General features: G+C 42.4%; 20 protein-coding genes and 1 tRNA gene. 9 read left to right on the forward strand and 12 right to left on the reverse strand.

Going from position 1 to position 21512, the window contains the following annotated elements:
• Positions 1 to 4 precede the first annotated feature (4 nt).
• From HRQ63_RS15440 to HRQ63_RS15460, 5 genes are all read right to left on the reverse strand, one after another.
• Positions 5 to 688 (reverse strand): DarT ssDNA thymidine ADP-ribosyltransferase family protein, encoded by a 684-nt coding sequence (locus HRQ63_RS15440; RefSeq protein WP_229714217.1) that lies wholly within the window; start codon positions 686 to 688, stop codon positions 5 to 7.
• On the reverse strand, positions 681 to 2111 hold the full coding sequence (locus HRQ63_RS15445) for a 3'-5' exonuclease (protein WP_172245334.1): 1431 nt from the start codon (positions 2109 to 2111) through the stop codon (positions 681 to 683). Before HRQ63_RS15445 ends, HRQ63_RS15440 begins: the two co-directional genes overlap by 8 nt.
• Positions 2112 to 3882: 1771 nt before the next feature.
• Positions 3883 to 5307, reverse strand: coding sequence for a hypothetical protein (locus HRQ63_RS15450; protein ID WP_172245336.1), 1425 nt, complete (start codon positions 5305 to 5307; stop codon positions 3883 to 3885).
• A 232-nt stretch (positions 5308 to 5539) separates the two neighbouring features.
• On the reverse strand, positions 5540 to 5728 hold the full coding sequence (locus HRQ63_RS15455) for a hypothetical protein (RefSeq protein ID WP_172245338.1): 189 nt from the start codon (positions 5726 to 5728) through the stop codon (positions 5540 to 5542).
• Positions 5729 to 5869: 141 nt separating this feature from the next.
• Positions 5870 to 6124, reverse strand: a complete 255-nt coding sequence (locus HRQ63_RS15460; protein ID WP_229714218.1) for a helix-turn-helix domain-containing protein — start codon at positions 6122 to 6124, stop codon at positions 5870 to 5872.
• A gap of 120 nt (positions 6125 to 6244) precedes the next feature.
• Here HRQ63_RS15460 and HRQ63_RS15465 point away from each other — a divergent pair, with 120 nt between their 5' ends.
• The 3 genes from HRQ63_RS15465 to HRQ63_RS15475 all read left to right on the forward strand — a co-directional run bounded on the left by HRQ63_RS15465 (position 6245) and on the right by HRQ63_RS15475 (position 7850).
• Positions 6245 to 6577, forward strand: a complete 333-nt coding sequence (locus HRQ63_RS15465) for an SHOCT domain-containing protein (protein WP_172245341.1) — start codon at positions 6245 to 6247, stop codon at positions 6575 to 6577.
• 22 nt (positions 6578 to 6599) lie between these two features.
• Positions 6600 to 6974, forward strand: a complete 375-nt coding sequence (locus HRQ63_RS15470; protein ID WP_172245343.1) for a hypothetical protein — start codon at positions 6600 to 6602, stop codon at positions 6972 to 6974.
• Positions 6975 to 7106: 132 nt separating this feature from the next.
• Positions 7107 to 7850, forward strand: coding sequence for a stalk domain-containing protein (locus HRQ63_RS15475; protein WP_172245345.1), 744 nt, complete (start codon positions 7107 to 7109; stop codon positions 7848 to 7850).
• Positions 7851 to 8204: 354 nt separating this feature from the next.
• On the opposite strand, the gene HRQ63_RS15480 is transcribed toward HRQ63_RS15475, so the two are convergent.
• From HRQ63_RS15480 to HRQ63_RS15510, 7 genes are all read right to left on the reverse strand, one after another.
• Positions 8205 to 8720: a hypothetical protein gene (locus HRQ63_RS15480; RefSeq protein ID WP_172245347.1), complete on the reverse strand. Its 516-nt coding sequence runs from the start codon at positions 8718 to 8720 to the stop codon at positions 8205 to 8207.
• A 285-nt stretch (positions 8721 to 9005) separates the two neighbouring features.
• Complete coding sequence (locus HRQ63_RS15485; RefSeq protein ID WP_172245349.1) at positions 9006 to 9728, reverse strand: hypothetical protein; 723 nt, start codon at positions 9726 to 9728, stop codon at positions 9006 to 9008.
• Positions 9729 to 9905: 177 nt separating this feature from the next.
• On the reverse strand, positions 9906 to 10100 hold the full coding sequence (locus HRQ63_RS15490; RefSeq protein ID WP_172245351.1) for a hypothetical protein: 195 nt from the start codon (positions 10098 to 10100) through the stop codon (positions 9906 to 9908).
• Between the two features lie 43 nt (positions 10101 to 10143).
• Complete coding sequence (locus HRQ63_RS15495) at positions 10144 to 10734, reverse strand: hypothetical protein (RefSeq protein WP_172245353.1); 591 nt, start codon at positions 10732 to 10734, stop codon at positions 10144 to 10146.
• 241 nt (positions 10735 to 10975) lie between these two features.
• Positions 10976 to 12037, reverse strand: coding sequence for a tyrosine-type recombinase/integrase (locus HRQ63_RS15500; RefSeq protein WP_172245355.1), 1062 nt, complete (start codon positions 12035 to 12037; stop codon positions 10976 to 10978).
• Positions 12038 to 12199: 162 nt separating this feature from the next.
• A tRNA-Thr gene (locus HRQ63_RS15505) sits at positions 12200 to 12271 on the reverse strand.
• Positions 12272 to 12387: 116 nt separating this feature from the next.
• A complete protein-coding gene (locus HRQ63_RS15510; protein ID WP_172245357.1) occupies positions 12388 to 12708 on the reverse strand; it encodes an MTH1187 family thiamine-binding protein in 321 nt (106 codons plus the stop codon).
• Between the two features lie 422 nt (positions 12709 to 13130).
• Here HRQ63_RS15510 and HRQ63_RS15515 point away from each other — a divergent pair, with 422 nt between their 5' ends.
• The 6 genes from HRQ63_RS15515 to HRQ63_RS15540 all read left to right on the forward strand — a co-directional run bounded on the left by HRQ63_RS15515 (position 13131) and on the right by HRQ63_RS15540 (position 21498).
• Positions 13131 to 15173, forward strand: coding sequence for an anaerobic ribonucleoside triphosphate reductase (locus HRQ63_RS15515; protein WP_172245359.1), 2043 nt, complete (start codon positions 13131 to 13133; stop codon positions 15171 to 15173).
• Positions 15174 to 15216: 43 nt separating this feature from the next.
• Positions 15217 to 15738 carry an anaerobic ribonucleoside-triphosphate reductase activating protein gene (gene nrdG / locus HRQ63_RS15520; RefSeq protein ID WP_172245361.1) on the forward strand — a complete coding sequence of 174 codons (522 nt, stop codon included), beginning with the start codon at positions 15217 to 15219 and terminating at the stop codon, positions 15736 to 15738.
• A gap of 351 nt (positions 15739 to 16089) precedes the next feature.
• The gene (locus HRQ63_RS15525; RefSeq protein ID WP_172245363.1) at positions 16090 to 16932 is read left to right on the forward strand and encodes a TerC family protein; all 843 of its coding nucleotides are present in this window, start codon (positions 16090 to 16092) and stop codon (positions 16930 to 16932) included.
• Between the two features lie 260 nt (positions 16933 to 17192).
• A complete protein-coding gene (locus HRQ63_RS15530) occupies positions 17193 to 17642 on the forward strand; it encodes an IDEAL domain-containing protein (RefSeq protein ID WP_172245365.1) in 450 nt (149 codons plus the stop codon).
• A gap of 623 nt (positions 17643 to 18265) precedes the next feature.
• Positions 18266 to 19561: a serine--tRNA ligase gene (gene serS / locus HRQ63_RS15535; RefSeq protein ID WP_172245367.1), complete on the forward strand. Its 1296-nt coding sequence runs from the start codon at positions 18266 to 18268 to the stop codon at positions 19559 to 19561.
• Between the two features lie 350 nt (positions 19562 to 19911).
• Positions 19912 to 21498: a methyl-accepting chemotaxis protein gene (locus tag HRQ63_RS15540; protein WP_172245369.1), complete on the forward strand. Its 1587-nt coding sequence runs from the start codon at positions 19912 to 19914 to the stop codon at positions 21496 to 21498.
• Positions 21499 to 21512 lie beyond the last annotated feature (14 nt).

The following is a 21512-nucleotide window of genomic DNA, read 5'->3' on the forward strand; positions in this document are numbered from 1 at the left end:
TTAATCACTCCTCTAGATATGGAGTCTCGGTCGGTCGACGCCCTGTACGAATAATATTATTCCAGTTGACATCGAACAGCTCAGGCGCGACTATCCACTCAAAATTTTGGCGTGCATCTGGTATTAGACTTACCATTGATTTTATCTTTCTAACATGTTCTTTGGTAGGGGCTGCAATACCAATAATATCTGATAGAGCTATGTTTTGGTATATAAGAACTTCAGCTTGACCGTCTGTTGGGCAACATGCCAGCATATCCCTAGAACGATAAATTGTACTCCTTCCTTGTACTGGATTATTAAACATACCTCTAAATCCTGTTTCTCCTGCTTTCACGTACTCTCCTCGATTGGCAGCTGCATTTCTATGGCAAAATAGTGTAGTCTCTTTTACCATTAAATCAGGATTCAACAACAGTACCACCCAGTCTTTGAATATAGGGTCATTATTTTTTATCCTTCTCAGGTACCAAGTATTAGGGTACTCTACCGAACAACAAATATAGTCCTCTCTTCCATCTAACCTCAAAAGATCATTTTTATCCAACAAATCAAGTTGATCCTGTAAAAATGCATTAGCTACAACACCTGATTCATTTCTAACAATGTGCAACAACTTATTCACTTTAGTAAAATGACAAAGCCGAGTAATGCCTCTTTGAGAAATCTCGCTTTTAATATTATTCATTAGAATCAAGCTCCTGATATAAATTTTCATCAGAAGGAAGCAACTTTGTTATATTTCCGCTATAAGAAATAAGTAGGCCAGTTCTTGCTCTAGTAACTCCTACATACAAAAGTTTAATTTCTTCACTGCTTGCTTCTTCTTCTGAACCTAGGGCAAGAATCCGCTCTTCTGCTGGGAGCCTACTTTCATTACAAAAAGGCATCATAATTATATCAAATTCTAAGCCCTTTGCAGAATGGTATGTACCTACTGAAATTCCTGGGTTAGAATCCCAAGTGGTCATATCTCCACTCAATTCTTTTGCAGCAATACCTCTGGAAAAGAGATGTTGTCTGAACCTTTGTAATGTCTCTCTATCTCTCACAAGTATAGCTGCTGTTTGAGTAGTAATAAAATTAGGGACTTGACTTAATATATATTCTATCTCTTCTTCTTCATTATTAAATTGTAATAATACAGGTAATGGACCAGAGGCACGAGGGAATTTAGGTTCAATTAAATCTACATCATCCTTAAAATAAGGCATTTTTGAAATTGCCAATCCTAGAGTTGCAATTTCTTTAGTATTTCTGTAGTTGTCTTCGAACTTCCATATTCTCGGGTTATTAAATCCTGCTGATCTCCAAGAAATTCTACTTCCATAAATCTGTTGAGCAACATCTCCAAAATAAGTGAGACTTCCATTATCAGGTATAGCCGAAGCTAAAGATTGAAGCATCACAGGAGAAAAATCTTGTCCTTCATCAATGATAATATGTCTATACCGACGCTTAGTATTATCTACTTTTAGTTCTTCTCGAACATAAAATGCTAAGTCCTCCATATCGTACTTGTAACCTTTATTAATTCTTAATTCAAGATATTTGTCATACACCATATAAAAATATTTCCTTGTGTTTCTACTGATTCTGGTACTTGAACGTCCAGCTCTTTCTACATTTTCATACTCTTCTAGAGTAGTAATACCGTGCTTTTGAATCCAATTGATTTCTTCAGCAAATATTTCAATAGGGCGTTCTAAAGTAGTTATGCCAGGGTTTTCTGTCTGAATTAATTCATATGCTATTTTAATCAAATCACTTTTCGTGAAGTATTGATTAGAATAAGGTGGAGTGATATCTTTTCTTCCCATCTTATTACGATAAGCTAAATAGCCACGAGCAAATCGGTGATAGTTTTCTACTTCTACATTTTTCATAAGCCCTTTTGAAATTGCCTTTAAAAAAGTTACTAAAGCCTTGTTGAACGTAACAAGCAAAACTTTTTCTCCAGGATCACAAAATGTTTTTGCAAGGTATATAGCACGGTATATTGCCAATGTCGTTTTGCCACTTCCTGCTGTACCTAAAACCACAAAATGGCCTTTTTCTGGCATAGCTAAAACCTCTGCCTGTTTCCCCGTAGGGCTTGGAAGTTTCGTCATAACTTATCTCCTAACTATAAGTGTAATAATTCATAGTATAGATCATATTACCTCCATTAAAAACTTATTTTTGATCTAAAAATCCTAATTTGGTCATAAATGCCTGGTTTTTTTTAGCATAGACGTCCTATAAAAACTTGAATTTTTAAATAATGAAATCTAAACACTTAAATACTTGTTTAAATCATTAGTTCTTTTCTTTCAAATTTAGTCACTCTTACAATCTGATTTCGTATATCAATAAGCTTTAGATATATTGATATTTTAGTTATAAATGGTTCTGTAGTTTCACTTTATAAGAGTTCTGCACAACTTTAGTTTATTAAGCATACATTTTTTGAATTTTAATAATAATTTCAATTGCAGGTGAATCAGGAAAGTGATTTTTTGAAATCAAAAATAAAGCGATAAATTTAATGAATAAGAATTCAACCAAAATCTTTGTTATCTAACTATAGATAAAACCAAGTTTTTCTGTCATTATTTCTCATCGAAGTAATAAAGAAATTCATCAAGACACCTTATGCATAAAGAAAATTATTAAGATATTAAAATGCCTATCTAACACTAAAACATGTTGGGAAGTGACTGCGGTATATAAAGCAATTTAAAGCATCAAACACAAAGACGCTTTTAATATTTGACGATTATAAAACGAAGTGCAACACCTCGAGCTGAATCTAAAAAGGCTCTTAACTGGATTCGTATAAAATAAAATTACTATGCTACCTTCTATAAAGACCCCCTCATCATATACTCCACTCTTTTTAACTTAATTGAACGTAGAAATATAACTTATTTACATTGTAGACCCTTATTCGTCTTAGTAGCATGGCTCAAATAGGCATTTCACTTCAGTACAAATCAATCTCATAAATAGTTGGGTTAGAACTTCACATAGAAATCATTTTAGAAGAAACTGTTACATTTGAATTGACAATTCTTCGTAAATAACGAGAAGTCACTTATGACCATCTTCAATTTTTTTAATTAACTGCTGCTTGTACTGCCATGTATTCTACCTTCCTTACAATGCAAAAAAGAGCAGCGCCCAATGGACTGCCCTATCTTGCCTAACTGATGTATTTGATTTATCATGAATTACAAATCCGAAAGCATCGGTCAACGAGTCGTAAGGGAACTATTCTCTTACGGCTTTTTGTTATGTTTACAATTCTAATCCATCGTCTTCTTCATCTTCTTTCTTTTCACCAAAGTATAAGCGAGCTTCCTTAGCGTGTTGATCAATTTCACTCGTGAATTTTAAAATGGTCTCTACAACTTTGTAATCAGGTTATCTCCTGATACTTTTGCCTTTACCTTGTCGTAGATTTCGACAAGATCGTTTGCCTGTTTACTGGATAGAATCAAAGTTGCGATATTCTTAAACTCCTGACTCTTTTCCCACCTAATAAACGTGTCCATCGTTTTAAGATCAACCTTCTTTAGAAATGCTTCCTCTGTTACTTTTGGCGTATCATGCCTAAATCACACGTTAAACTTATATTTAACATACATCTCTTTACGAAATGATAATTTCTTTAACCCTCCTTCTATCTAATTCATACTTAATTCACTCCTGCTGCTATTTAAATAATTAAAGCAATAAATAGGAACATAAAAATTATAGACGCTATCAAAACGGATAATACCATTCTCATTCCAAATACATCTTTGATTGTCTTAAGTCCTGTACTTTCGTATGTCTTGTTTAGTTTAGTTTTGATTACTCATTTGAAATTCCCCTTTATCATTTACTCGTTGTTAGCTTTTATAGAAAATGGCTTATATCTTTAGAGTCTCTTTTGCGATTATCTCGACGAAAACGTTCGAATTTGGTTTGGTTCCGTTCACCTCGCCAAATATCGCCCTCCCAATCCTCTTCATTACTTTTTCCATCATTTTTTTGTTTAAGAAGATCATCACGAAATTGCTTAAACTCTTTTACTGCATCAGCGTTAAAAGGTTGACTTTTAATAATTTTTTTAAGGTGTTCTAAAATCTCTTGAATAGTTTCCTTTCTTAATTTTTGAGAATGAGAACTTATCAGGTCTCTTACACATTGTTTCGCCAAATCATCTTGTCTATAGCCACCAGAAACAAATTTCTCTCCAACCCAAACCAATGTATCATCCATTTTAAGATCATTAGGATTTAATTTCTGCAACTCTCTATCTACGAGAATGAATGTTGAGTTACTATTCTTGATAGTTTTAATTTGTTCTTCTTCTTTCTTCTCTTTTACTTGTTGTACCATAGCTTGTTCTTTTGATTTAGCACGTTTCTCAGCATTTTCAATGTTTTTGTCGATTATATATTTAGCATTATTATTTGAGCCGTCACGGGTAATTCGATTGATTTTATTCTCAGCAATTTTCATAAAGTCTGAATTCTCCTTATTTGCTACGTATAAATCAAAGTCAACATTGTCTAAGTTCCCTGCATTACCCCAATTTCCCCACTCTGTTAAAGCTTTAAATTCTTTCTTGGGCTTATTTTCTGCTTGCTTTGGTTTTTGTTCTACTTTCTGTTCTTGTATAGCTACTACTTTTACTTCTTCCTTTAAGCTGTACAAGTGATATGTGTTAGATGTACTTGCAAATTTCCCACTACCGTTTTGAAACCTCTTACTTGGTTCATAGGAAATCAATTTCTTCTTAGACATAGCATTAATTGCTTTCTGTGCTGTCTTCTCATCACATTCAAGTAATTTTGCTAACCCATTCATGTTCTTACTAAAACCACTACTCTCAAATCTTTTCAGGATACATAAGAAGTAAAGTTCAATCGGATTGGTTGAAAGATCATATACATTTTTAAATATTTGCTCATGACCATATTCTTTTTCACTTTCATCTGTCATTAGCTTAACGAAATACACTTTCATATCTTCTTTGAAATCGATCTTTCCATTAACCTCTTTAACATCTAATTCAATGACTCCTTTATCTCTTAATACTTCAACTTGCTTCCAAACTTTCGGATAGTTTTTTGAAGCTTGTTTATCATTATAAATAGTTTGTACTCTTGTTAGTTTAGATATACTTAGTTCTGTGCAATCTAAAAAAACTGACCATCTAGCATGAAGTAAACTATAGAAATACCATTCTTCTGGCGATAGTTTGTAATTAGTATTTTCCATAAAACAATTATAAAATTTGATGAATCCTTCACTAGTTCTCTTTGTCTTACTCATATTTAGCATTCTCCTCTTAATGTGTTGTTCTTAAAACATTTGTGTAGCAAATTAACTAACTCGCGTTAGCGATCATCTTTCTGTTAGTTAGTTTTCTGTTAAAGGTATTCTGTTAATATTGCCCCGTTTAAGCCCTAAAATCAGGGTTGATTTGGAGCATCGGGACATCTATTTTTAGGGTTTAAATGGGGCATCGGCACACCTAAAAATAGGGTTGCATCGGGGTAACGGTTTACTCTGATTTCTTAGAAAACTCTGTCAGTGCTGCTTCCAGTTCTGGTGTTCTTGTGAACTGCCAGAACATCATTTGGCTACGTGGATGTAGCCCTTTACAGTTCCATTCGATATTAGGCACATGATCGTATCGCAGATACTTTATAAGTTGTTTATTATAAGCATAAAAAAACTTAGTACTATTCATATAAATTATCCTCCTATTAATTAAAATACATATAATTTATTATAACACAAAATATGTAAATTGTCAAGTATATAATAAACTCTCTTTTACATTTTAAAAAACCTTGACTCTTTACTTAAGAGTCAAGGTTTTTTGGGTAAGTCACTCTACATCTCTCATTCTCATCTGTTCCAGCTCAATCATCTTCACAAATTGACTTGCTGTGATTTCAAAAGCTTTAGCTATATCAAATATTTTAGTTAGTGAAGGCTCTGTCTTCCCACGTTCAAGAAGCGATATGTAACTACGATCTACATTACATGCTGCTGCTAAATCTTCTTGATTCATCTTCTGCTTTAATCTTAACCCTTTAATTATTTTAGCTATGATTGGCTTAATAATAATGATTTCTGACAAAAGGAAAACTCCTTTTAGATCATTATCATTTTTTATTTTCAATTGAGTGAAGATCATACTATACGCAAAAAGGATATTATTGTATTATTAAAATAGAAAATCAGCGGGAAAGGAGATATTATGTTTAAGCTTGAACGTTTATTTTATTTATGCCCCGTTATGCTTGTTTTCATGCTTATTGCATCTAAAATGGAATCCGCATTCTTCATCAAGTTTTTCTTTTTTGCTGCCGTTGCATGTGTTTTACTTTCTATATACTTTAATCGGCATAATGCTAAAGAAGAACACGAAAAAGAAGAAGCAAAGGCCGCATTTTACCTTGCTACTCGCGATATTAAGGAATTGAATCAATTACTGACAAATGGATTGATCACACAAGAAGAATTTGAACAAAAAAGAGATTTAATCAATGATAGATTAGCGAAACATAAAAGTACTTATATTAATGATTAGAATCTGAAAGGCAGGAATAACTTTGAAAAAGATTATGACTCTTGTTATTGTTTCTACTCTTCTTTCCTCTTTTGCAACAGTGAATGTATCAGGACAAACTCCAATGACTCAAACTTTAGAAAGTAACAAAAAATCTTCTTATAAAGTTATAAAAGTGGCTACTGGCTATGAGAAACTTGTTTATTATGCAAAAAAGTTTAATGAGCCAGATAAAGAACTTCAGGCTTTAAAAAACAAACTCCCGTATCTTTCTCAGACTTCAAAACAGTATCGTCAAAATCTCACAAGACAAAACGTATTAATAGCAAGGAAGATAACTTGGTTAAAGAAAATTCAGAGCTTATTAGAGAATGGTGAAATAACTCCTGCACAACATTTTAAAGTAATGGGATATTAAAAAAGTCACCTTAATTGGTGGCTTTTCTTTCTCACACGACTAACTCGAAAAATCCGTTTAAATATATCTTTGGAACTAAGTGGATGGTACAATACTTTTCGTAAATATACTTATACAGAGGGAGCAATTCACTTGAAAAAGCTTGTTGCTGGTTTTCTTTGCGGTTCTTTGTTCTTTTCAGGAGTTTCTTATGCGGCATCGGGAAGTTTGAAAGCAGACATTGCGAATTTGAAGGTACTGATTAACGGTACAGAACAAAAATTCAGCACTAAGCCAGTGGTGATTGATGGAACGACTTATTTACCGCTTAGAGAAGTTTCAAAGGCATTCGGCTACTCTGTAAATTATAAAAATGGAACTATTACTTTGAATGAAGGGCAAGCAACAAGTGGTTCTACAAGTCCCACGCAGACAAGTGATAAGTATACAAAGTTAAGTTCAGATGCTTTAAAATTAAATGTTAACGGAAAGTACTATGGACTAAGTATGGGGACTGGGCTCTACGTAGATGGCAGTGAAGCTTACAGTTCATTTGATGCTGGAATGATTGATCTTATTGTAGCAATTGCTTCAAAGGACTATATCATTTACGAAACACATAATGATAATGCAGATTTTATCACAACAGATTATTTTGCTTCTCGGTACAAATACCTTGAAATTATTGAAAAACAAAAATCTTATCGTTTGATCAATCCGTCTAATAGTAAGACATACGAGATTGTTACAAACAAGGACTCTAGTAAAGGTGTAACTTATTATGCAACTGAAAATCAGCATCTAGTTCCCTTAAACAAACTCTTCAAAGATTTAGGATTAAATGCAGAAGCTAAATATGATGCTGCTAATAAACAAGTCAATTTGATTCTCAAGTAATTTCAGCTTCCAAGTCACCTTAACAGGTGGCTTTTTTCTTTTCAATAAATCTCAAAGACTTAGCTTAATTCTAAGCAGCTCTAATACCTCTCACATTGATTCTAATGGCTTCATTGAAGAGAGTTGGGTAGTTTCTTCAAAATAAGATTCTTGCTCCTTACAAGGATAACAACGTTAGCTTTGAATAAGTCTCTTTATAAAACAAAAAGCCTCTATTTAAGAGGCTCTTTTCAATATACCTAACTACCTTTAGCGAACTTTCAATTTATGGTTTGAATTTAAATCTTGTTTTCATGAAATGTTTATTTCATAGTCGTTCTTCTTTTATTAACTTAAAAGGTTTATTGAAAAATTTTACTTGTATATTTTATATTCTATAGTTAGATTGTCTTCTAAAGCTCCTCGTGTATCATCTTTTATATCCAGTACTCTGGTAACTAAGTAATTATCCCATCTGTTGCGCCATAATATTAGCTCTCCTACATGCACACACTTCTCTCGAAACCCAACTTCAAATTGATCAAAATCTTTTGTTGAAGGAAAAATATAATGATTCTGATTGTACCCGATCTCTTTTATATTTCTTCCGTCTCTAAATGCATATATAGATCGATCATCTGCTTTAGACCACATTGTATCAAAACTAAAATCTTCTTCTCCAATTATAAGTAATCCGCTATCTTTAGAGTAGTTGAATTTTAAAATATTTGTGTCATCAATATTTTGCGTATTTTTTTTCAAAATTTTGATTTTTCCAAAAATGAAATTAATATTCTTTTTATTAAAAAATAATTTTAGTAATGAAGATACTATTAAAACTCCAATTCCTGAAAAAATCCAGTCTTTATTTTCTAAAACTAACTTTAACATCTCAGCCCCCTATTCGTTTTCGGGTTAAGATACATGATAACGTGGAGAACTTTTCATGTTATGCTCTACCATAATTCTACTAGGTTTCACATACTACTATCTCATCTTAATGTCCGCGTTAATCACAACTCGCTAGAAGATAAATAAATTTCTTAGAACAATTGAGAGGTATAGTACTCTTACGCTCTACTATGAAGCTGTGTACTTCATTCTCGCCCGATTTCTATAATACAAATATAACAGCGAGAAAGTCGAATAATGGACCAGAAATCGTTCAAATACTGGTTAAAGACTTTGCCTCTCATGAAAAGAAAGTATGCATTTCGCAATAGAAATCACATAAAGATCCCCTAATTCCACTGCAAAAACATTTAACCAATTCAATTCTTTGTCTACATGTGCTCCCCCACCCTTATCAGCAAAAGAACGAAGCAAAGAATAAACAGTTATATTTTCTGATGCTGATATATTCAAAACATTTTGCGGATCATCTTGATCTATTATCGTTTCGCAGAATTTACCACAATGTTTGCACCGAAATTCAAAAGCATTTTGAGGTTCGCCTAATAAAATCCGAACTTCTACAGCATCATGCTCATGTTTAAGTGATAATTTTTCTGAACATTTCTTACATGTGAGATATTCTGGTGAAGGTACTTCAATCTCTGCCTCTGCGATCACTTGCTCTGTCCATTGTTCTAGGTTTAACAAAGCTGAATCAGAAAACATGTTTAAAGGATTGAGAAATTTAGTGCCGTCAAATTCCCTAAAATCATTTGAAATAATCGGTAAATTCAAATCGTCCTTATAGAGTATTTTCATTAGACTCTTATCATTCTCAAATAATAATAATCTTAACTGCCCTGATACTACTTTCACAAACTCTTTTTGAGGTCTTCTTTCGTTTTCAATCAATTCAAGTGAGGTTCTAATGATATTTATACTTTGTTCTAACATATCCTTCAAGCCAGATTCGCTTCTCCTAAATTTAAAGCTCTTTATTTTCATATACATCCTCCAGATGAGTTATTACACAAATATATCATAAAAAAAGGTCAGCACTCAGCCAGCCTCATGATCTTCCAACTTTTCTATTCTCAAAGCAGCGGCCAGCTAACTGATTGCTTCGTTCTTCTCCAGCCGATGTGTGCATTATTAATTGTTTTCTTAATAAGTAGCAGTCTTTTATAACGGTTTTTCTTCGGCTGTTTCTTGACTAATAAACACTCTGACCCGTTTCTCTCCGTCTTCTATCGTTAATCTAAATGGATGCTCATGTAATTCTGCATTCTTTAGACTTCTTTCAAATGTTCCAACGGCGGTTTTATATATTCTATTCCCGTTTTCGTCTTTCTTAGCGACCGCATAAGTTACCTTCATATTCAGTCCTCTTCCATTCTGATTTTTATTTAATTGCTTCAAGTTATTTAAATATTCTTAACAACAAGGAGTTCATCCAAAAAAAATTAATTGTTTTGTTTTCGTTTTCAACTTTTAGAATGATGTTTTTTAAGTAAAATTTATAATCTTCATCTTTCAATATTTTTTTCGCATACGCTTCTTGACTCTCAATTATCTGTGCCCAAAGTCTAACATGCTTCTTGTTGCGACAACTTCCCTGAGCTAACTTTGCTGATTCAATAAGCTGAGGGTGATTTTCTTTGTCAAATTCCAGATATAATAAGAGAGTATCCAAGTAAACTTTCATTGCATTTAGGGTATCAGTATCTGTAGAATCTTTAATCTTAAAAAAAGTAAGTAATATTAACTGGTATACTGTATAAGAGAAAATAAAATCTTTTAAAAGAACGAGGGTACTTTCTTCCTTAAATCCCCCTATTACATAGTTAATTAACATAGAGCTAGCAACAATTTCAAAAAAATAAAGAAGATAATGTTTTAGAATATAAATGAAACTACTTTTATTTTTTAAGAAAGAAATTGATACTAAAGTTATAATCATAAGAAATAAAAGAATCCATAAAACTTTATATATGTCGCTAATATTATTCACTCCTTATTTTTTCTTGATTTTTATGATGTTTCTCAAAGAGTCGTTCTTATGTAGCTTAGCTTCAACAAATTTGTACTTTATATGATTTGTATCGAATGCTTCTTTTACAAGTCTATCCTAATTCAACTTACAGCAACCTGGCTACTAACTTTATATTCTTTCAATAATATTTTAAGAATATAATTCACTCTTATCTTCTAAATAAAGAAATGCTCAATCCCGTAAGAGATTGAGCATTTCTTTACTTTTCAACCTTGTATCTTCGCTTTCCTATTCGCGCTAACGGCGAAAACTGTTCATGGCTATTCTTTATTGCTAGTTCACTAGGCTTCACGTAACCTTGTGTCGTCTTGATATCCGCATGACCAACAATACGCTGTAAGGTAAAAAGATCGCCTCCGTTCAACAAATACTGCGTGCAGAAGTAATCCCTCAATCTATGCGGTGTAACTGGTGTCTTCTTAACGTCGATTCCAGCGTCACCCGCATGCTGAAGCAGTCTTTTTCTAAAGTGATCTGCCTTAAGCGGCTCACCGTAGTTTGCTACAAAACAGAAATCAGTATCAAAGTAGCTTCGAGTCTCTTCCATCAACTTGATAAGCTCACGCAGGACAGCGACAGACAACGGTATGATACGAGGCTTACGATTCTTATTCAGCTCGGCAGGTAGGCGTATGCAACGTGCGTTCATGTCGATATACAGTTCACGAAGGTTCAAGGCTTCGTTAATCCGCAACCCTGTGTCTACGAGCAACAAGATAAGAACATAGTCTCGATAACCTGCATAGGTGTCGGTGTCAGGCGCACTCAGGAGCGCTGACAGTTCCTCCTCCGTTATGATCGGCTTCTCCTTGACATCCATGCGCGGAGGCTTAATTTTAACCGCCGGATCGCTCAAAAGCAGCCCCTCGCCTTCCCAGAACTTACACATGGATTGAACCGCTCGCAGCCTAGATGATACCGTAGCAGGAGATAACTTACGCGAGTCCTTCTGACGTGACTCCACAGTACCGTAGCGTGTATGATCGTGCATCATATAACCGACATAAGATCGAACAATCTCTGTTGTAATCTGGTCAACTTCAACAACCTCTGGTCGATCCTGCTCAAGCCATTCCAAAAAGTAACGCCAGTAGCTTCTACAATCCGCTAACGTTCGATCCCTCAACCCTTCTGCTCGCTTAGCATTGTAGTACATATCAAAGGCCAGCGAGAGTGAAATCTTACTGGAACGCGAACCTTCTGACTGAATTGCCCGCTTGCTAGCGACCGTTGCTTTCCCCTTACGTGGATCAACTGCCATACAAAAAAACCTCCTACGATTATTCGTAGAAGGCTTCGTGTCACCGTAATTAGCACCAACGTTTTAGCTGTTTTCAGGCTGGATTGCGTTGCTCTTGCAAGCTGCTCTCCAAGTCCGCTTACTGCTGACAAACGTTGATATTACAGGATATTTGCGTCCTGATGCTGATGAAGGGAATTGAACCCCCGACCTACGCATTACGAGTGCGTTGCTCTACCCCTGAGCTACATCAGCATACTTTGTTAACCTTGCTGACTTAGCAGCAACGAAATACATTATACACCTTTCTCGGGGATGCGCAAGGTACTTCTCCAAAAAAGTCAAAATAGGTCTTTCCCCTTCATTAATCCCTATTCTGCCGCGCCTCGTTCAGCCAACTTGGCCTGGACCGAAGCGAGCTTTTGCGCGGATGATCCGGTTTTGTCGCGGCGGTCGTCGATCTTGATCGACGTCGAGACGCGCTGCGCGCCGGATTCGAAGGTATGCTCGTGCAATTCTTTGACCGCAGCCAAGATTCGATCCAGCGGTCCTTCAATAATCGTGCTCATCGAAGTCAGCTCATACGTTATGCCTTCGATACTTTCCAGTTTCCGCTGCATATCCGCCACGTACCCGCTCAGACTGGTCGTTCCTGTTCCGATCGGGATGATCGTTACCTCTGCGATTGCCATTTTGATCTCCTCCTTTGAACTTGAGACAAGCTTATAGTCATGAAAAAGGCGGGCTGTCAATTCCGTTTTTACGTCTTTTTATTGTAACGCGAACCTGTCCAAAAATCGAATTTCGACGCAAACCGCACCACTATGGGCTTCGTGTAAAAAAGGCGTTTTCAACCTTGACGATTTTATTAAATTTTCGCCTATAGTTTGTGTCCATTATGTGGCAAGTCGTATCATCTCGCTTCACAGATACCATATGTAGGTGTAGATTAAGTAATCGAAAGCCAAATATGGTGTTCGGCGCAAAACGTACAAGACCGCGATTCCTCCTCTCGGAACCGCGGCTTACCTATTTCAAGACACGGAGATTGCTTCCCGGCCGCAGTACGGACAGGCATCGGAAACCAACTCATATCGAAAGGACGGAACCCACAATGAGCACGACTCTTCCGCTTTTCCCGGCGGCACGCAGCAAAGAAATCGACGCGCTTGAGGAAATCACCAAACTCGGACGCGATATCGCGGACAGTCTCGACACCGAGACGCTGCGCGAGAACGCGAACCTGAACGGAGACAGTTTTTCAGGCAAAATAAGCAAATTCGGCAGCGAATATGCGAAATGGTACGCGCGCCTGCATATTCTGCCGAGAGAAGTGGAAGCCGCCATTCGCGGGAATACCGTCTATGTGCATGATCTGGATCATTACGCGGTCGGCACGACCAACTGTATTTTCATTCCCTTCGATAAATTGCTCGCCGAAGGCTTCAGCACGGGCAACGGCGATCTGCGCACCCCGCGCACGATCATGACGGCCATGGCGCTGGTCGCGATCATTTTCCAATGTCAGCAAAATGCGCAATACGGCGGCGTGTCCGCGAACAAAATCGACCACGATCTGGCGCCTTACGTCGGACGTTCCTTCATTAAGCATTTCCGCAAAGGCTTATCGTACTTCGAGAGTTTCAAAGAAGGCGACGAGATCCTGGCAGGCTCTGCGACACCGGAAGGTCCGGCTGACGAAGAGATTTATATGGATAACACCGATCTGCGCGACCGCTATCCGCATGCTTACCGCTACGCCTACCAAGAGACGCGCCAAGAGACGTTCCAGGCGGCGGAAAGCTTGGTCCATAACCTGAACACGATGTCGAGCCGCGGCGGCGGCCAGATTCCTTTTACCAGCATTAACTACGGCACCTGCACATCCAGCGAAGGCCGCTTGGTCATGGAAAGCCTGATGGAATCGACCATGCGCGGACTCGGTCAGGGACAGACGCCGATCTTCCCGATCCAAATCTTCAAATGCAAAAAAGGCATCAACCAGTCGATCGGCGAGCCGAACTACGACCTGTTCTTGAAAGCGATCGAATGCTCGACCAAGCGGCTGTATCCGAACTTCGCCAATCTCGATGCCCCTATTAATATGGAATATTACGTGCCGGGCGATCCGAATACGGAATTCGCGACGATGGGCTGCCGGACCCGCGTGGTCGCCGACCGCTTCGGCCGCAATCATCTGTCGGGCAAAGGCAATCTGTCGTTCAATACGATCAATCTGGTGAAGTTGGGCATCGAGAACGGGATCGTGCTCGGCGAGCGAAAACGGGCCGACGAAGAAGGCTTTTACGAAATGCTGGACGAAGCGCTTGATATCGCCATGACCGGTCTGCTGCACCGTTACCGCATCCAAGCCAAGCAGCCTGCAAAAGCGTCCGACTTCATGATGCGCGAAGGCGTATGGGAAGGCGGCGACGCGCTCGGTCCGGACGACAAGGTCGAAGATCTGCTCAAGCACGGCAGTCTGTCGATCGGCTTCATCGGCATTGCCGAGTCCATGAAAGCCATGTACGGCAAGCACCATGCGGAAAACGAAGACGTCTATGCCAAAGCGCTGGCGGTCGTTCGTCATATGCGCGCTTACTGCGATGCCATGAGCGAAAAGCATAATCTCAACATCACGTTGTTCGCGACTCCGGCGGAAGGCCTGTCGGGCAAGTTCACCAAGAACGATGCCAAAGAATACGGATGCATTCCGGGCGTGACGGATCGCGAATATTATACGAACTCGTTCCACGTGCCGGTCTATTTCCAAACGTCGGCGGCACGCAAGATTTCGCTCGAAGCTCCGTTCCACGAAGTCTGCAACGCGGGCGCGATCTCGTACATCGAGCTGGACGGCAATGTGCGCAGCAATCCTGAAGCGTTCCGCAAGATCGTAGCCTATGCGCTGGATCAGAACGTCAGCTACTTCAGCATCAACCACCCGATCGACCGCTGCACGTCATGCGGTCATGAAGGGATCATCGGAGAATCGTGCCCTTCTTGCGGGAAAAAGGAAACCGAAGTGCATATCTCCCGCCTTCGCCGCGTGACGGGTTATCTGACAGGCGATTATCAGACCCGTTTCAACGGAGCCAAACAAGCCGAGGTCCGCGACCGCGTGAAGCATGCCGGACAAGCAGCGCCTCGGCAATAAAAAGCTGCGAGTCCGCTCTTTTGCGGTAAGGAGGTGTTCGATCATGAATCTTTGCGGGTATTATCCCGAGTCCATTAATGAAGGAGAAGGTCTGCGCGCCTCGGTCTTCATCAGCGGCTGCAAGCATTATTGCAAAGGCTGCTTCAGCGCACGCACCTGGAATTTCAATCACGGCGAACCGTTCGACGACAAGCGCCAACGCGAAATCATTCGGGAAATGGCGGAGAATCCGCTGCTCGACGGACTAACCCTGGCCGGCGGCGATCCGTTCTTTTCCGCGGCGGAAGCAAGTTCCTTCATTGATTTGGCGCGCGAGAGCATCCCGGGGCTTAATGTATGGATGTACACCGGATATACATTCGAACAGCTTGCGGCCAGGCCGGAATCGGACGAGTACGGACTTCTTCGACGCGGCCACGTCTTGGTAGACGGACGCTTTGAGCAGGAACTGCGGGACGTATCGCTGCTGTATCGCGGGAGCTCCAACCAACGCCTGATCCGCATTCCCGAAAGCTTGGAGCGCGGCGAAGTCGTATTATGGGAGCGGGAAAAAGTCTTTATGTAAATGTTGTCCTATATAAATCCATTTCAGTATTTAATTGTTGACAATTTGCTTTTCGTTGAGTAAGATAAGCTTAAATTTATGGAAGACCCCACAACCGCATACTTGATCTTTCCTTAACCGGGTAAGAGGGAGTAGCTTTTACAGCAAAGTCGTCAATACGGGAGAATATCCCCGGCTTTGTTGGCAACCATCGTTGTTAGCGAGACTTTTACCGCTTTAGGTTACGTTTGTTTATTCGTGCAGACACGCATATTCATTCGTACCCTTTGGCGGTAAAAGTCTCTTTTGTTTTATTGGGGTCTTTTCGTAAAAAGAAAGGGAACCTATCCCACATTAAAAGGAGAGAAGCAGATGGATTTGTCGTTGATGCTTGAGTACGGATGGGTACTGCTCGTACTGATCGCGTTGGAGGGCCTGCTTGCCGCGGATAACGCGCTCGTACTGGCTATCATGGTTAAACCCCTTCCGGAAGAACAGCGTAAAAAGGCTTTGTTCTACGGTCTTGTCGGGGCGTTCGTGCTCCGTTTCGGTTCCTTGTTCGTCATCTCGTTCCTGGTCGACGTCTGGTGGATCCAGGCGATCGGAGCCGCATACCTGCTGTTCATTTCGTTGAATCATATCATTAAAGCCATTCGCAGCAGGAAAACCGAAACCGACGAAGCGGAAGAATCCGCGGAAGGCAAAGGCGTCGGCAAGAAAAAAGTCAGCTTCTGGGGCGTCGTATTCAAAGTCGAGCTGGCTGACCTTGCGTTCGCGGTCGACTCCATTCTCGCAGCCGTAGCGCTCGCGGTCGCATTGCCTCCAACCAACTGGGGCACGATCGGCGGTCTGGATGCCGGACAATTCGCGGTTATCTTCGCAGGCGGTTTCATCGGTCTCGTGATCATGCGTTTCGCGGCCAACCTGTTCGTCGGCCTGCTGCACTCGCGCCCGGGTCTGGAAACCGCGGCATTCGTTATCGTAGGCTGGGTCGGCGTCAAGCTCGGCATGCACACACTGGGTCATGAAGCGATCGGCCTGGTTCCTCACGACTTTGTCGAAGGCACGATCTGGAAAACGACCTTCTACGTCGTTCTCGTCGCTATCGCTTTGATCGGCTGGTTCACGTCGAAGAAAATCGAAGAAAAAGTGGACGAGGAGCCGATTCGCGAAGTTGAAGAACAAGCGAAAAAACTTCCGAAACTCGATAAGTAATTAACGCAATAGACGATGTTCCCGGTACCGGAGGAGTCCTATAGGACCCTCCGGTACTTTTTTGCGTCCGTGAAAAGAAACGCGTATCGGAAGAAGTTCCTATTAATCTTTTACGAGTAGATTTTGCGAAATCTTTTTAAAAAACCTATAAACTTTCGTTTTCCTTCACCGATAAATAAAATATCAAAACAAAACAACAACAAAAATCGACAAAGTCATTTACTAAACGACAAATAATGAAAGAGAGAGGTGCAGCAGTCATGATCACGCTGAATACACAAGGAATCAAGGAAGTTCTCCATAAACAAATTACGAAGTTTTTCGAAGCAGAGCCGGTTATGCTCGAACTGACGCAGGACATTCAAAACAACGATGCCGAAGCCGGACAGACGCTGCACTTCTCCAATCCTCACTACTGGGTAAAAGTTATGGATTGCTCTTTCGAGAGCTACGTTAGACCCGTTATCCTTTGCGAAGTGATCTACTTCCTCAAGAAAGAATACATGGACGCCGAAGTCGAAGTGAACGTGGATATCGACCTCTCCGCTCCTGCCGACGAACGCATCGCGATCTCCGCTACGGTCAGCTTCAACGACCAAGTGGAACTGGAGCGCACGGAGCTGAACAACCTGATCGACCTGGCTCTGCAGCTCAAGGACAAAGAATGGTTCGAAGAACTGTCGAGCCGCTACAACGCCATCAGCGCTTAATTCCAAACCGCCTTACGGTCCGGAACGCGCCGGACGACAAGCAAGTCAGTCAGCATTCGACAAAATCGGACATTTCAATCCGCCTTCGCCGCTCGTCCGACCTTCGAAAGATTTTGCAGCTTTTTCACCTTAGGGTGTTCCGCGGCTTCCCGGCCGGTATCTCTCAACTGGACTTCGCTTCCGACGCCGAGACCCGCTTCATCATATCTTTTTCTTCTCCTTCCCTTCCGGTGCATCCCTCCCCAACCTATACGTAAATGAGATGCACCTTCAGGCTCCGGATTCCCCCGAATCCGGGCCTCTTTTTGTTAGGCTGAACTCACGGTTGACGGCACCTCGCCTCGGCGTTATACTGAGAAACATAATTTTAGAACTCCACCATGCCGATGAAGAGAATCCAACTCCGAGGCGTTTTCGTCAAGGGTCAGCAGCGATAACCGCCTGTCATCGACCGCCTAAGTCAACCGGTATTCGCCCGTTATCGCGAAACTCCAGAGCGGATCGTTCCTTCGGGAACGGTCAAATTGGGTGGCACCGCGAGCGTAGATAGAACGCCCCTCGTCCCAAACGAGAGGGCGTTTTTGCGTTTTTTCACACCAATCACTCAGAGGAGCGTGCTTAACATGATGGATATTCGAACGATTCGGGAGCAAGCGGCACAATTTCAAGCGGCAGCGGACGGAAAAAAAATCGCGGTTTCGATCGAGGAATTGCTGGAGACGGATATGCGCAGGCGCGAACTTGCGGGGCAGGCCGAGCAGCTGCGCGCGCGGCGCAACCGTCGCACTCAAGACATCGGCGCGAAGATCGCTGCGGGCAAACAGGATGAAGCCCAAGCGGCAAAAGAACAGATGCGTCTGGATCGGGACGAATTGGCGGGGATCGAAGCGGAATTGGACACGGTGCTTCAGCGTTATCAGCATTTGATGGAACGGGTACCGAATTTGGTATCGCCGGATACGCCGACAGGCCGTTCGGATGCGGACAACGTCGAGTTGGGCAGGACCGGACAAATTCCTCAATTCGACTTTAAAGCGCGGGACCATGTCGAACTCGGTGAGTTGCACGGATTATTCGACATGGAGCGCGGCGTCAAAGTTGCCGGAAGCCGCAGCTACTTTTTGAAAGGCGACGGGCTCAAGCTTCAGCGTGCCGTCCAGCAGCTTGCACTGGATTTTCTTGACGAGCGCGGGTTCACCGCCATGGATGTTCCGCTGATGGTACGAACCAAGGCTATGCAAGGAACGGGATTTTTCCCCGCCGGACAGGATCAGGCGTATCGGATCGAAGGCGAAGACGCTTGGCTGGTCGGCACGTCGGAGGTCCCGTTGATTGCCTACTTTGCGGACGAGACGCTGGATGTCGCGGAGCCGATCCGCGTCGCCGGCATCTCGACCTGCTTCCGCAGCGAGGTCGGATCGGCGGGACGGGACGTGCGCGGGCTGTATCGGGTGCATCAATTTGCCAAAGTCGAACAAGTCGTGATCTGCCGGGGCGAAGCAGAAGAATCGGAACGCCTGCTGCAAGAGATCACGCGCAACGCCGAAGATTTGCTGGACCTGCTTGAGCTTCCTTATCGCAAAGTCGCGGTCTGCATCGGGGATATGTCGCAAAAAAATTACAAGCAGTACGATATCGAAACCTGGATGCCGAGCCGCAATGCTTATGGCGAAACGCATTCGGCCTCGAATGTGGGAGACTTCCAAGCCAGACGCGCGGGACTGCGCTATCGGGATGCGGACGGCAAACCGCGTTTCTGCCATACGCTCAATAATACGGCCGTCGCCGTTCCCCGCCTGCTTATTCCGCTGTTGGAAAATCATCAACGCGAGGACGGATCGATTTACCTCCCTCCCGCGCTTCGCCCGTATATGGGCGGCCGCGAAATGTTGGCGACCGCGGTCACGGATACGGAATAGAAACTCAAATGCGCGAAAAGGCTGCTTTTCCTTCGGGAACGGCGGCTTTTTTATGCTGTCGACCATCTGGGCCCCGCTGGATATAAAACATATTTTTTTACAATTATGAGCATTTGCTCTCAAAAAAGAAGATGTGCCTGACGAAAAATACATATATCAGCTTTTGAAAAAACCAGGTACAACCAACCAGCAGGCAAATGATCATCCGATCCGCGCTACTGCGGCACCTCCTTCCGAAATCCCGCCACCCGAACTTTTACATGAACCCACGGGGGGAGCTTTGGCAGGGATCGGAAGGTTTGCGCGAAGGGAAGGCTGAACCTAAAAATAATAAAACGGAGTGATTCGGGATGCAGTGGTTCAGAAATCGAAAAATTTTCACCAAGCTTATGGTTGTCGTCATGACGCTCACCGTGCTTACGGCAGGCGTCGGTCTGTATGGCCTGTATAACATCAACATGATGAAAAACAATTTGAACGAGCTCTACAGCGACAATATGATGCCGCTGCGACAATTGGCCAGCACGGAAACTTCTCTGCTTAAACTTCGCGTCACTTCGCGCGATATCGCCATTGCCGAAACGCAGGCGCAAAAAAGAGAAATCGCGGACACGATCGCGCCGCTCAGCGAGCAAGTCGATACCAATATGGGCGCTTACCGTATCAGCGCGCTGAGCGCGGAAGAAACGACGCTGCTTCAGGAATTCGATAAGTATTGGGCCGAGTATCAGCAGCTGTACGCCAACGCCGTTCAAATCGCGGAAACGTCCACCAACGCGGAATTTCAAGCGTATGTGACGGATGAAGTGGGTCCGACCAGCAAATCCTTGTACGAAACCATCGAAAAGTTGGGGACCCTGAACGAACAGCAGGCGACCACGACCGATACGCAAGCGCAAGGAGACGTTTCCCGCGCTACACTTTGGACGACCGTCATCATCGTAGCTTCGATCGTTTTCGGCCTGCTGCTGGTTGCGCTCGTCACGGCCATGATCAGCAAGCCGGTGAAAAAGATGGTCGGCATCGTGAAAAATATCGCCGACGGCGATATGCGCGAAAAGTCGGAATACCAAGCCAAAGACGAGATCGGCGATCTGTCGCTGTCCGTCAACAAAATGGTGGATACCTTGTCCGTATTGATCGGAGGTATTCAGGATTCCGCGCAAAACGTGGCGGCTTCCTCGCAAGAAATCTCGGCGAGCACCCAACAAATCGCGGGAGGCACGTCGATTCAAATGCAATCCGCCCAAGCGATTAACGAACTGTTCAAAGATATGGCCGTTGCGATCGAAGATGTCGCCAAAGGCGCGGAAGGCGCGGCCGAGTTGTCGAACGAGACGGTGGAAATGGCGCATTCCGGCGGCGAAACGATTCAGCTTGCTTTGAAAAGCATGGAAGACGTCACGCAGCAGGTCGGCAAATTGGAAGAACACTCGGCCAAGATCGGCGATATTATCAACGTGATCGACGATATTTCGGCGCAAACGAATCTGCTTGCCCTTAACGCGGCGATTGAAGCGGCCCGTGCCGGCGAATCGGGCCTCGGCTTTGCCGTGGTTGCCGACGAAGTCCGCAAGCTGGCCGAACGCAGCGGCGCGGCGACGAAAGAAATCACGTCCATCATCCGTTCGATGCAGCTCAATATCGAAAAAAGCGTGACCGCCGTCAATACCAATCTGGAGCACGCCAACGATTCGGGCCGGGCGTTCAGCGAAATCATCGACCGTCTCGGCAACACGTCGCTCAAAGTCAACGGTATCGCCGCGGCCAGCGAAGAGCAAGCGGCGCAAACGGCTGAAGTGATGCGCACGCTCACGGGAATTACGATCGCCAGCGAAGAGTCGGCGGCGGCCAGCGAACAGACCGCCACGTCGTCCCAAGCTCTGGCGCAGCTCGCGGACCAACTGCATCTGTCGGTATCGACGTTCCGGGTGTAAAATAAACGACTTCG

The organism is Saccharibacillus endophyticus (genome assembly GCF_013185185.1).
In the GTDB taxonomy this organism is placed as follows: Bacteria; Bacillota; Bacilli; order Paenibacillales; family Paenibacillaceae; genus Saccharibacillus; species Saccharibacillus endophyticus.

What these genes read in the sequence shown, in the direction of transcription:
- nrdG (WP_172245361.1), top strand. Translation starts at nt 15,217, where the DNA reads ATGAATCTTTGCGGGTATTATCCCGAGTCCATTAATGAAGGAGAAGGT.
- HRQ63_RS15515 (WP_172245359.1), top strand. Translation starts at nt 13,131, where the DNA reads ATGAGCACGACTCTTCCGCTTTTCCCGGCGGCACGCAGCAAAGAAATC.
- HRQ63_RS15490 (WP_172245351.1), bottom strand. Translation starts at nt 10,100, where the DNA reads ATGAAGGTAACTTATGCGGTCGCTAAGAAAGACGAAAACGGGAATAGA.
- HRQ63_RS15485 (WP_172245349.1), bottom strand. Translation starts at nt 9,728, where the DNA reads ATGAAAATAAAGAGCTTTAAATTTAGGAGAAGCGAATCTGGCTTGAAG.
- HRQ63_RS15540 (WP_172245369.1), top strand. Translation starts at nt 19,912, where the DNA reads ATGCAGTGGTTCAGAAATCGAAAAATTTTCACCAAGCTTATGGTTGTC.
- HRQ63_RS15480 (WP_172245347.1), bottom strand. Translation starts at nt 8,720, where the DNA reads ATGTTAAAGTTAGTTTTAGAAAATAAAGACTGGATTTTTTCAGGAATT.
- HRQ63_RS15445 (WP_172245334.1), bottom strand. Translation starts at nt 2,111, where the DNA reads ATGACGAAACTTCCAAGCCCTACGGGGAAACAGGCAGAGGTTTTAGCT.
- serS (WP_172245367.1), top strand. Translation starts at nt 18,266, where the DNA reads ATGATGGATATTCGAACGATTCGGGAGCAAGCGGCACAATTTCAAGCG.
- HRQ63_RS15440 (WP_229714217.1), bottom strand. Translation starts at nt 688, where the DNA reads ATGAATAATATTAAAAGCGAGATTTCTCAAAGAGGCATTACTCGGCTT.
- HRQ63_RS15465 (WP_172245341.1), top strand. Translation starts at nt 6,245, where the DNA reads ATGTTTAAGCTTGAACGTTTATTTTATTTATGCCCCGTTATGCTTGTT.
- HRQ63_RS15450 (WP_172245336.1), bottom strand. Translation starts at nt 5,307, where the DNA reads ATGAGTAAGACAAAGAGAACTAGTGAAGGATTCATCAAATTTTATAAT.
- HRQ63_RS15530 (WP_172245365.1), top strand. Translation starts at nt 17,193, where the DNA reads ATGATCACGCTGAATACACAAGGAATCAAGGAAGTTCTCCATAAACAA.
- HRQ63_RS15510 (WP_172245357.1), bottom strand. Translation starts at nt 12,708, where the DNA reads ATGGCAATCGCAGAGGTAACGATCATCCCGATCGGAACAGGAACGACC.
- HRQ63_RS15500 (WP_172245355.1), bottom strand. Translation starts at nt 12,037, where the DNA reads ATGGCAGTTGATCCACGTAAGGGGAAAGCAACGGTCGCTAGCAAGCGG.
- HRQ63_RS15525 (WP_172245363.1), top strand. Translation starts at nt 16,090, where the DNA reads ATGGATTTGTCGTTGATGCTTGAGTACGGATGGGTACTGCTCGTACTG.
- HRQ63_RS15455 (WP_172245338.1), bottom strand. Translation starts at nt 5,728, where the DNA reads ATGAATAGTACTAAGTTTTTTTATGCTTATAATAAACAACTTATAAAG.